The sequence below is a fragment of the Mucilaginibacter sp. genome (assembly GCF_036383575.1).
Lineage (GTDB): Bacteria > Bacteroidota > Bacteroidia > Sphingobacteriales > Sphingobacteriaceae > Mucilaginibacter.
In genome coordinates, this window is record NZ_DASVOB010000210.1 from 1 (window position 1) to 12,068 (window position 12,068).

6 protein-coding genes are annotated in these 12,068 nt (G+C 45.8%); all 6 read right to left on the reverse strand.

Annotated features, from left to right (window positions below; all coding sequences use genetic code 11):
• Window positions 1-4,102 (reverse strand): hypothetical protein (locus tag VF500_RS07605; protein WP_330859098.1); only part of this gene is annotated, 4,102 nt, incomplete at its 3' end.
• A gap of 18 nt (window positions 4,103-4,120) precedes the next feature.
• Window positions 4,121-6,832 (reverse strand): hypothetical protein, encoded by a 2,712-nt coding sequence (locus tag VF500_RS07610; protein WP_330859099.1) that lies wholly within the window; start codon window positions 6,830-6,832, stop codon window positions 4,121-4,123.
• On the reverse strand, window positions 6,829-10,119 hold the full coding sequence (locus VF500_RS07615) for a baseplate J/gp47 family protein (RefSeq protein ID WP_330859100.1): 3,291 nt from the start codon (window positions 10,117-10,119) through the stop codon (window positions 6,829-6,831). Before VF500_RS07615 ends, VF500_RS07610 begins: the two co-directional genes overlap by 4 nt.
• Before the next feature lie 9 nt (window positions 10,120-10,128).
• A complete protein-coding gene (locus tag VF500_RS07620; RefSeq protein ID WP_330859101.1) occupies window positions 10,129-10,551 on the reverse strand; it encodes a GPW/gp25 family protein in 423 nt (140 codons plus the stop codon).
• 3 nt (window positions 10,552-10,554) lie between these two features.
• On the reverse strand, window positions 10,555-10,845 hold the full coding sequence (locus VF500_RS07625; RefSeq protein ID WP_330859102.1) for a PAAR domain-containing protein: 291 nt from the start codon (window positions 10,843-10,845) through the stop codon (window positions 10,555-10,557).
• A 7-nt stretch (window positions 10,846-10,852) separates the two neighbouring features.
• Window positions 10,853-12,068 (reverse strand): type VI secretion system tip protein VgrG (vgrG, locus tag VF500_RS07630; RefSeq protein ID WP_330859103.1); only part of this gene is annotated, 1,216 nt, incomplete at its 5' end.

A 12,068-nucleotide genomic window follows, 5' to 3' on the forward strand; every position in this document is an offset into this window, starting at 1 on the left:
GCGTCACTGCCGGTGTTACCGCAGGCGTTTCTTTAATCACAGCCGGATCTATTTTAGGCGTTACTGCTGGTGTTACCGCAGGCGTTTCTTTAATAACAGCCGGATCTATTTTAGGCGTTACCGTAGTAGCTGCCGGTGGTACATCTTTAACTACAAGTATCTGTGGAGGTGTCGTAGTTACAGTTGTGGTTGTACCTGCTGGTGGAAAGTTGGTCAGTATAGGAATTGTAACTGTTGGCGGCAAAGCAACAGGCGGCGTAGGTGTAAATACTGCACGGCATTTATCAAACTTACCATTTACAGCGGTCAACGTAATAACTGTATTTCGGCCGCGCGGGAACTGCCCCATATTAAATATCTTAACCGGGTTCACTTCATTACTGGTGGTACCATCATCAAACGTCCAGGTAAATTTGAAACTACCCGGATTCGGTGTTTTATTTGTCAAGGTAACAGTAGCAGTGCCTTTAGATGGGTCAGCATCTACTTTATAATCAAACGAAGCCTGTGGATGCTCATGGATCATGAGTGTGCAACCGGCAACCGGTTTGTTGTTCACCATGAAATCGTTGATACTCGTATCATACGGGCCTTTTGACGGATCAACAACCCACTGGCTACCGAGTAATTTAACCGCATCTCCCGCTAATTTCGAAGTAATAATACCTGTTGCTGGCTGTACAGTTGTAAAGTTTATATTACCCTGATCTGAACAAACTTCGCTGGCAGCTAACTGCAGGTCTACCGGTTCGTCAGGGATCTGTACTGTAAGCACAACCTGCTCTGCATCGGTACAGTCATGGTTATTAGCAGATAAAGTAAAAGTAAGTTTACCGTCAGGGAATTTTGTGCGAAGATCGGCATACTGGAAGGTAATATTATCATCCGGTGTGGTGAGGTTAGCATGCACTTGTCCGTCGGGCATTGTCCAGGTGTAAGCAAACACGTCGCCTGCGGCCTGGTTTGTTGTCGCAGTTAACTGAATAAATACGGCAAACTGTGTTGTATCACTTATGCTGGCCGCCGGCGTTACAGCAGGATGTTTAAACACTGTAATGGTACAGTCTGTAGGTTGATCATTAACAGTAAATTTGATCTGCTGGCCAAATGTTCCGTCTTTAACTTTGGTTGTATCAAAATAGTTAACAGCATCTTTTGTTACAACGGTAGCTTCAAAACCAGCCGCAGGTTTAATTACACCATCAACCGGACTAACTTTAAACTGTAGTAAGCCTTCGTCTGAGCAGGCTACAGCTTTAGGCAAGCTTAAGCCCACCTGTGGTTTAGGCATAATAAATGCCACCGGCGGGCAATCTGAACAGCACATATACGGCAAACAAAAATCGGCAAATACTATATCGGCAGGCACATCGGGGTTTGCGGCTACTGCCCGTGATTTACCGAGATCGATAGCTAAAGCCTGGGTTTTATTGATAACATCGGCCTCAATTGTTGGCGTAAATTTACGGGGCGACTGAACCTGGTAAAATTTCACTGCGGCGGAAATGTCCTCAAAATTGGTATTCTGAGCAATAAAAGTCATCGCATCCGTATCGCTTGCAAAACCTTTTACAAACTGCGGGTTAGCCTGAAGTAGCTTTAACCTGTCATCGAGCGAAACTGTAGTTGCAGGTATTGTTGGGCTGGGCGTAGTCATGGTGGTCGCGTATACCATTACAAAGGTTCCGCCAGCAGGCACACCGGCAAGGTGTTCCAAACCTGTATGGTTTGCAGCATAGGCCGAGAAAGTAAGCTGAGCTAACAACTTAGCCTTACGGTCCTGAATTTCTTTCAAGATAACGGCAAGGGCCTGGCCTGCGCAGCAATTTTCAGACAAACGCCACAATTGCAGCGCGTAGTCATCTTCATACCCCTTACGCACATAATCGGCTTTGGCAAAGATCTGGCGGCTTCTTACGCTTGCCGATTTCACCTCGTTACACAGATCATCTATCCGTGCCGAAAAGTTATCTATAGTGTCATCGTCAATATCAACCAACCTGTCGGGCAGCCATTGGCTTATATTTCGGGTACCGGCAATCACACGTACAGGAATATCAACGGCTATGGCCTGTTCATATGAGCCGGTTGCTGAAGTATCAACTGTTTTACCAACAGCATCTGCATAATCCGAAATGCTTATAGAGGTACCCTGTCTGCGGATCTGATCTACATAATAGCCTATGCTATTTTGAGCAACATTGATGTTGTTATCAACAGCACTTATGCCGCCATCAATCACAACTTTACTTATACTTCTATTGATGGCAAGCCCGCTGCTCATTACCTGCTCATGTGCAGTTGCCTGTACTCCGGCAGTGTCAGCGGCTTTAGCTGTCGCCATCATTTTCATTTTGGGAGTTGCGGCTACCTCTTCATTGGCTAATGACAGTGTCTGCTGAGCGGCCTGGGCCAGAACCTCATTCGCCACCGAATAACCTGTTTTGGTATCGAAACTTGAAAAAAACTTACTTACATCACTGTAAAGGCAGTTTTGCTCGGCCTGGAAAGCTCTTAATGTAGCTTCGAGATCATTAAACTGACAAGCATAGTCATCTATGTTGATATCGCTAAGTGTCACGTCGCCTAATCTTATAGCAACCGCATCAAAAGGGAGGTTAGTATCCTGCCTGATCTTATCAACAGCGGCAAGCGCTTCTGTATATTTTTTGCCGATATGCCCCTCTATCCTGAAAAAGTTATTGGAATCTATGGAATAGTTCAATGGATTTACAACAACATCATTAGCCGGCGAATAAGCGGAAGCATTATAACCGAGGATCAGTTTATCCGTCCCCTGCAGCCAACGGCTATGGCTCCATTTTTTGGCCAGGTCAACCGGATTGCCATAATAGAAAGGGATAGCCCTTGCTTCCAAAGGTTTACTATTATCAATAGACGGCGTTATTGTCACTACAGGGCTTGCTGGCAGCGTAAACCCACTGCTCATGATGTTCAACCTATCAAGCAGGCTAATGGCAATATTCAGCTTATCTTTATTAGCGCTGATAGCCGGCGAAGCATAAAATTTATGGCGATAAGGTGTCGGCTTAGCTGTCGGCGTAACATTTAAAGCCCCCAGCATAATATGTTTTGGAAAGGCGTAAATGTTAGGGCAGCACTGATAAATGATATCTGAAAGTACAGCACGCAATTCATTATACCCGGTTAACAGATCTTTATAAAAATCATAAAGATACTGGGCCTGCATAGGCGCTGTAGCTTTGCTTAAGGTAGTATTTATATTGGCAATAATACTGGTAATAGGATAAGTAGATTGCGGATCAAGCGCGAATTTGAAAGTATTGTAAAGCGATTGCACCGCGGTTGACAGGCCACCTGCTCCAGTATTTGCAATGCTTGAAAAAGCCGCGGTAAGTGCCGATGAGGAAGCGGTTGTTTGCGTATTAAAAAACACCCTCTTGGCGGCCAGTACCGGGGCGTCAAAGTACGCGTTGTAAGCGTTAAAATATTTTTTGTAGATATCATCATAAATAACCTCCGAACCGGTTTGTTCTATGATCTGGTTCATATCTGCCTGCGCAACGAGCAGTACTTTGGGTTTGGCTACCTGCTTGCGTCCCTGGTTGTCGCAATCAATCGCCGTACAGGCATCCGGATCTTTAGAGTAATACTCCAGGTAAAGCAGACCATACATTTCGGTAAGATCCTTAGTGGCCTTTGATTTAAAATCAGTGAGAGCAAAGCTATCAACCGGCAAAACGCCTTTATCGTCCGGAGTAACCAGCTCCCATAAAGCCATTTGCGCTGCATCGGTACCCATGGGGTAAAATGGCGGATACTTAATGAGCGAATTATCATAAGCCCTGAAGTTTTTATACGTTGTTTCGGGCATGTAAAGCAAATCGCCGTCGGTAGTTACACCGCAGCCTTTGCCTATGGTTATACCGTTGGCATCGCCTTTGAAACTTAAGCCGCATACCAGGCCAACACCAATTAAACAGGTACGGGTTAGGCGCTGCTGATCTTCAAAAAACTCTACAATATCATTCAGCTGCTTGGCGGTAAGCACCTGACTGTCAACAAAGGTGTTGTACTCTAAAGTTATATCGGTAAGCTTTATGTTGGTTACTGGAGGCATGGCTTTGTCATTTAGGTTTTAACTGTTATTATTTGTACCGCCCTGCAAGGTGCCAAGGCTGGATTTGTTCAATATTATCGGGTTGGTTTCCTGGGTGTCATCGTTGCAATCGCTTAGCTGGCCCTGCTGGTAAACTGTGTACAATTTTTCAAGCACGTCGATGAATTTGCTGTTCAATCCCGGATCGATAGGCGTATCTGTACTTACCGCTATGTGTTTGGCAGCGAGCCAATCTTTATAAACAGCTTCAAAACCAACCATCTGATCGTGCCCGATGAAACAGATGCGCGGCAGAATGTGGGCTGGAGTTTCGGTACGGATAAGCCGCTCGGCATAGGTGCGGAAAGCTGTGTTACGCAACCTTACGCTGTAGCCAGGCAGTATCACACAAATGCGGAACGAATAAGGGTCAAGCGGCTCGCAGTACACGCCATTGGGGTCGAGACAGACCGGCATGAACTGGTGATGGGTGGCATCATCGCCGGTATAATCAAATGGCGGGCGCAGCAGGATATTTTCTATCACATACATACCTTCCATCTTGAAATCGTTTTGCATAAATTTGATGATAAACGCTATTTCGGTTTCGATGGCGGCAGCGCTGAACTCCATATCATTGAGCGTTAGCAAAGTACCTGCAGAGTTGGCTATATTATAAACGTATTTGCCAGCAGTTGCCCCCGGACTTAAGCGGTAATTTTCCCTGTCGCAAGCCAGCACAGATACCAGGCCGAGGTCTTCATAGGCGTCAATCTCTTTCAGATAGTTGTTATTGCCTTTAAATTTAACTACACCAAGTTGCGATATTGTCCAGTTATAATGCAGGGCATCAGCCTTGAACAAAAGGTAATCTTCAACACTCAGCTGCTGCATTTTATAGTTAGAGAAGCCCAGCAGCATGGAGATCCGTTTTTCCATGCCCGATACATTTACCAATTGCTGATCGGGTGTTTTGGCGTTGTACAGGTCCATTCCACTGCCGCGGCAAATGCTCATCTGGTCATAATCCTTCAAAAAATTAACCTTATGCCTGATGATGTTGCGCTGATAATCCTCGCCATAAATACGATACATCAAAAACACGTATTCGTTAAACTGCTCGGCAAACCGGGCCAGCAAATGATCAAGGAATTTATTTTTCCGTTCGGGATAGTTATCCTGCCCGGTTTCTTTAATTACATCATCAACCGTTTGCTCCCATTGGGCAAAGCCATCCAACAACTTTTCTGCATCGCGGATGCCATTTACTGTATTGCTGAAATAGGTTTTGCGGATGCTATCATCGGCAGTGAGCAGTACCCTGGCGTTTGAAAGCTGGGCGAAATAATTGGCCAGCACCTGGTCGTAAAACAGCAGGTAGCCTTTAAGCTGTAAAGCCAGCGAACGTTGTTCGGTAGTTGCAGTATCGGGTAAGCCCAGCGGTGAAATACCATAATTTTCAGGAAACTGGTTTTGCAGGGTTTCATAATGGGCTATGTCGCGGTAATCACCTTCAGGCACCGGCAGATCGACTATCTTTTTCGCCTCTACATCGTCCTGCCAGTCTTTGCGAAGCTGGTTAAGATCGGCCTGGGCTTCGGACTGTTTCAGTTCGATAGGCACCACATCTTTATAAAATGTAAATGACGAATTGGTTTCGCACAAAACGGGCTTATGACCATCCTGTACGCAAAGCAACCACTCGTTTGATTTATAGATCTTGTCAGCAACCTCACTTTGCGACGCGGTACATCCGCAAAAACCAAAAGAGATCCGCTTTACCAGCCGCACACCGTCAATTTCCATAATGATGCGGTACAGATCAGATAAACGTACTTCGGTACGTAATTGTGAGGCTGCAAGCTCGGATGGGATTATGAAACCCTGTTTAGCAAACTTGGTGTCGATGCCTTGCAGGTTTTCAAAATCAAGTACCGGGCCTTCAAATATCTCATCGGGCTGCATGCCTTTGTCAAGCAGTTCCTGAAGCAGGTAGAATGTAATATCGGGTGTAAGGTATTGCTCAATATTGAACATGATCTGTGCCCAAATCATTTCAGGATCAGCCTGGGGCTGAAGTTCAATTTCGGCACATATAACTATCTCCTGGTTTTCGACCGCTTTAACCTGGTCAAGATCCTCACATAACTCGCGGAAGTAATGATATACCGACTTTATTTGTTTGATGATATCATCCTGTTTGGCTTTGATCTTAGCTGGATCGCCGCCCAGTTCAGGAAAATCTTCAAAATCTATCAGGATATCGTTTATCCCCTTCAAATCAAACTTAACCTCTTTACCTGTCTGGGCATTTTCGCCCGGTTGGGCATAACGCAACAGCGGTTTACCATCCGGTTGTTTATAGTTGGCTATAATGCTATGCGGCGATTTTTTGATCCAGGCATTACGTACGCCATCTATCCTAACAAACAGCTGCCGGTAATCATCTGGTGTAACCGGGTAAGTGGGCAGTATTTTTATAGCGGATAAAAATTGCTCATGCATACTGGTGGTATTGTCATGCTCAACCGCCAAAATATTTTCGACAGGCAGGGTTATTCGGTAGTTAAGATCAGTGAGCGCATAGCAAAGCATCTCGAGCGTGGTAATGCCCGGATCATGTACGTTATAATCCGACCAGATGGCGCTGGCCAGGTCGCGGATATGCTGCATGCCTTCGGTGCGCAGGGTATTGTACTCGGGCCCAAGGCTGGTATCAATTTGTTTCGGTATGGTTAACTGATCAATCATGGGCATGTAGGTATGGTTTTGGTATCAATTAAATGTTGCTTTGCCGATACAAGAATGGCCTTTGAATTGCCTGCCTCCAAAACATCGGGATTTGCGGGTCCCGATGCTGTGAAGTACATCTTAAAATCGGTTATATAATCAACATAAGGTAGCTCTTCAATAAAGCGGATCACCACGCTTTTATACAGGGTGCCGCCAAAATCAATATCTGCATTACGGTTAAAAGCCCAGGGCGACAGGTAATTGATCACATCGGTATTCAGTTTAATGGCGTACAGGTTTTCATCCAGCCCGAAGTAAAATTTCACCTTAAAATCAAGGATCACTTCTTCATAGTCGGGATTAATAGCCAGCAGATCAACATGCATAGAGTTTAAACCCGACAGGTATTTGGTGATCTCGCTCAGGGTATTTTTGCTTACCCGTGGTTTAAATGGATCAAAGCTGATCTGGTTGCGGATATCGGGGATAGCCACTACCCTTACGCTGCCCGGGGCAACTTCTATATCATCATTAGTATGGTTAAGGCATTTAACCCTGAACACCTGCGGAAACTGCGCCATTACCAGGTGCTCATAATCCCAAATGGTAATTGCCCGGTGTTTATGCCTTAAGCGCTCGCTTACCCGCAGGCGGAAAGCGCCATCATCCTCCGGCAATAAACCGCCAAACGAAGCGTAGGGCTGGGTAATTGATTTGATCTGCGGCAACCTGTCAACCAGTTTACTGATGGTACCGGCAGGCAATCCGGTTTCCAAATGCGAAAGTTCATTGTCATTATCAGCAAATTCGGCTTCAGCAGCCTGGATATGCACGTTGATAAACTTACAAACCGAATCAATCGTTACCGCAGTTGGCAGCTCTACCCCAAGCCAGGTTAGGCTTTGGTTAAGGAAAGTATTGGTAGTGGTAGCACCTTCGGGAATTAAAAACTTGATAATGCCGGAGCGTAAAAAATCATTGGTGTCATCACTGATGATGTTGCTTTTATCCAATGCCAGCCATTCGTTGCCGGATAAGTAAAACCACTTAGGTTGTATGGTATCAGAGAACGATGGCGCAAGAGCATCCTCACTACCCTCAGCAACCTGGAAAAGGATACTGGCTACCGAGCCTGTTTGGATACCTGCAATGCCTATGTAAAAAGCGGCAAGGTCAGGTGCTTGAGGTATAGCTGTAATGTTACCATCAATAAGGCCATGAAATTGTTTTTTGAGGAAAGCATGCTGCTCGGCCTGGCCAAACGGTGTTTCGTGAAAAAATTGTACGTTATGGTTCACGTAATCGGCCAGCAGATCGGCATTGCTGTTACTGGATGTAAGCTTATCAATATCGTTTGAAGCAAATGCTTTATAGTCAATAGTGATCGACTCTATTTCGGGAGTATAAGGTGCTGATGGTATAATTGCTCCCGCATCTTTTTTAATCATAGCGGCCGCAAATAACTTAGGATATTCACTATGCAAAAAGTCGCGGTCTAAATTGATGCGGATATAGTTATCCTTAACCCCGGCCGAAAAGTTTTCGGTTTGTGTTTGTACTTGTGTGACAGTCTGCTGAAAGCCTATAAATCCCAGTGTTGGGAAAAAAAACTGCATAGGCTGTACATATTGCTGTACAAGCGCTTTTTCGGCCTGTAAGCCATTCCATTGATTAAATGCACCGGATACGTTAAAGTAAAGGTATTGATTAATAAAACTGGGGGCCTGATTTATCGGCTGGGGCACACCATCTGGTGTTAAAGTAAATGAGTCATCGAGCACACTGATTGAACTACCTCCATCAGGGAACCATTTTCCATCTTTGATAAATGACACCTTCGCTGTAAAGCTGTCTTTACTGGCTATAACCCGCCCGCCATAATCGTTTACACCCGAAGTAGAAGTGATTGTATAATCACTGGCCGCAAAAGTCGGGCTTACAAAATTAACGCGGTAAGCATTGTAATAATCTTCTATCGGACTGGGTACCCCTTTCCAGTTTATTTGAGGATTAATCTCTGTCCACTGTTTCTGAAAGATCTCGGCGTTACCTATATAAAGGTTGGAATGTATTTTGGGCACTGCTCCAAAAGCAAAAAATGGTTTCGAAGGATCAACCTTACCATTGTCATTTTCAATAGCCAGGTTTTTCATGCCTGTTACGGACACATCTATCCGCACATCATTGAGCTTAGCTTTGCTCAAGGCCACGTAAACAGGATAAGCATTATCCTGAACGCTCATCAGCAAGCGGATAACGGGAAAATCAGTCTTGTAATTCTCTTTATGGATAGTCTGATCATACGGCACTATAGCCTTTGCTTTAGGCGGTACATTTAAGGTAATAACCAATTGCTGCTGGTTAAGCGTAACGGGCGCTGTTGAAGAAAAATCAGCCTGGAGCCAATCCTTTTCTGAGGTTAAAAAAACCTTAAACAGCTGCCCTATTAATGCAGGATCAAAGGCATCAAGCCCATTAAAATCAAGTGGTAAGGTTATGGTACGGTCGCCCTCGCTCATAAGCAATACTTTAGAGGCGAAGGCAAAACCCAATGAAGCTGTTGGCCAGCTTTTGCTGCCAAATGGGTTCCATTTGGGCACATCATCCTTAAAGGGCGTACCTAAACCGTCGGCCGAAAAAGCAACATCGGCGTAGGCAACTTTTTTATCTGCTGCCGATTGGTTCCAGCTTTTCATAGCGGCTATAGTAGCGCTGTTTACGGCCAGTTCGGCATTGGTTTTAAAAACAACAGGTTTCGGCTTTAGGCTTTTATCCTTACCTGCATCAAGCGCTGTATCTTGCGGCAACAGGAAGCCTGTAAGGTTGCGGGCCAGTTCAAATATCAGGTGTACCTTATCCGGTACTTCGGGACGGTTACGCAGTTGCAATACCCGTTTAAAATAAAAATCAAGATGGCGACCTGTAAACTGGTTCAATGCATCCTCCGAATGCTGCAGCAGCATAATGAAACACATAAACAAGGCAAGGTGCGGTTCAACATCGCTTTTTATACTGGAGTCGGGGAAACCCAGGCCTGCATTTTGCATTTTAACCTCAACCTGTTTCAGAAAATTCTGCAACGCTTTTTTATCCTGGATGAAAAACGGTTTCCAGTCGCCTTGGGGGTAATTACTATCTTTCAGGGTATAGTAGTTTATTTTATCGGCATAAGCAGCCGCGAACGTCAGCCAGTCTTCCATGCCCAATTCCTCAATTGGGGCGTAGGCTGGGTCAAGCGCTTTCAGGAAGCGCTGTGACTGGCTTGAGCCATCACGTTGAAGTGGATTTTTATCGTTACAGGCCATGGTTAGTTCTTATTGGTTGGTAGTTATGCTGGTAATGTCATTTTTATAATAAGGGAACACATAGTTGTACCTTGAATTGGTGGTACGTACTGTGTAGTTGAGCTTAATAAGCAAGATCCCTTCGTTATCCATACTGGTATCAACCTCGGTGCTGTTCAGCGTTATCCTTGGTTCAAAATATAGTACGGATGTTTCAATCAAATCTTTGATGTAGGTTTTGAGGGTGAGGTTCACAGCCTCAAAAACTATTTTCTGCAAATCGCACCCGAAGGTTGGCTGCATAATGCGCTCGCCCAACCGGGTGGTGAACAGGATGCCCAAACTGCTTTCTATATCGGCCTCGTCGGTAAGCATTTCAACTTTACCGGCGGCCTTGTCAAAGCTTGGCGGGAAACTCCATCCCCTGCCTATAAAAGGTATTTTTGGTTCCATTGATCAGCCTCCGATTATTACTGTTGGGCAACCTAACACTATTGATCCGCCGTGGGCCGTACTATCGCCCATGCGGGCGGCGGGTTTTCCGCCTATCAGCACCGTTGCCGAACCCATGATTATTGAGTCGGGCGGACCGGCGCAGGTACACATATCGCCCACGCATACGGCCGGCATGCCGCCAATGAGTACTGTTGGTACCCCCGGCCCTATCACCGGCCCGCCTACATGAGGTACAAGGGCTGTGAACATAGGGCATACGTGCATATCGCCTATCCGTGCTGCTGCTGCCATTTTTTTATTAGTTTATTTGTACAATTGAGCCTTTAAGTGCCGCCGTACCGCTTGATTTCACCTCCACACTTGCCGATCCCTCGGCCGAGAGGGCGGTATTGGCTTTCAGGCTCAGGTTCATTCCCTCGGCGTTAAAATCCTGTTGGGCTTTAAGCACCAGTTTGCCCTGCGTTTCGATGGTAATACCATCACTGTTCATTTTTATTGAGTTGTTGTTCTCGTCTTTTAGTTCAATCGCCCCCGCATCTTCATCCATGGTTATTTTTTTTCCGGCAGGCGTTTCGATGGTTACCGATTTTTTATCGTCATCAAAAATGAGTTTCATTTTGCTGCGGGTTACAAATCCCTTTTGGTTGTTGGCATCGGCCGCGGTTAAAGGGGCGGTTTTGTTGCTGCTGTTAAGCATGCCCAGCACTACCGGTTTACGCGGATCACTGTTTAAAAAACCAACGATAACTTCGTCACCAACTTCGGGCAGGAAGAAGCTTCCGCGGTCTTTGCCTGCATCCAATGTGGCTACACGCGCCCAGATCCCCTGGTCATCGGGACTGATCACCGGCATGCGTACCAAAATGCGGCATTCGCCATCGGGATCACTTTCCAGTTGGGTTACCACCCCTATTTGCAAACCCGGAACCGCCTGGATCAGGGCCGAAGCAGGTTTTATACTGGTTTCAAACTTTTCGGTAAACCATTGCGGATCCAAACCAAACTGCACTTCCAGTTGCCAATCGCCGGCGGAGATATGATGCTGGATATGACTGACAAAGGCATTACCGTTAAAGCGGTCGCTCAGGTTACTGAGTTTGATGATCATGCCCGGTTTAACCGTATGGATCCCCTTAAACTTTACCCTGCCACGCACTTTCGAAAGCACCTGCTTTTGCTTGAGCGATGTTGCCCATGCCTGCAGTTCGGGCTGTGAAAGCTTACCGCCGTGGTTTAAATGATAATTACTTTCATTGAATACGCCTGCCAAGTCATCAGAACTAAGATTCCCATTCAACTCGCCCGATGGCGGGTTGGCGTCAACCTTTTCAATCTCCTGCGATGCCGGATTCCAGGTGCGCCCTGTTATGGATGGGAACTGGATCCTTGAATCAATCTCGGCGTCCAACTCCAGCATGGTAGCACCAAATGATAATTCCACAACCGCTGTACCGCTTATTTCCGGCTTTTTGATGGATAAGGTATTATCATCGGTATAAACCAGCATCCCGTTT

What these genes read in the sequence shown, in the direction of transcription:
- VF500_RS07610 (WP_330859099.1), bottom strand. Translation starts at nt 6,832, where the DNA reads ATGATTGATCAGTTAACCATACCGAAACAAATTGATACCAGCCTTGGG.
- VF500_RS07615 (WP_330859100.1), bottom strand. Translation starts at nt 10,119, where the DNA reads ATGGCCTGTAACGATAAAAATCCACTTCAACGTGATGGCTCAAGCCAG.
- VF500_RS07620 (WP_330859101.1), bottom strand. Translation starts at nt 10,551, where the DNA reads ATGGAACCAAAAATACCTTTTATAGGCAGGGGATGGAGTTTCCCGCCA.
- VF500_RS07625 (WP_330859102.1), bottom strand. Translation starts at nt 10,845, where the DNA reads ATGGCAGCAGCAGCACGGATAGGCGATATGCACGTATGCCCTATGTTC.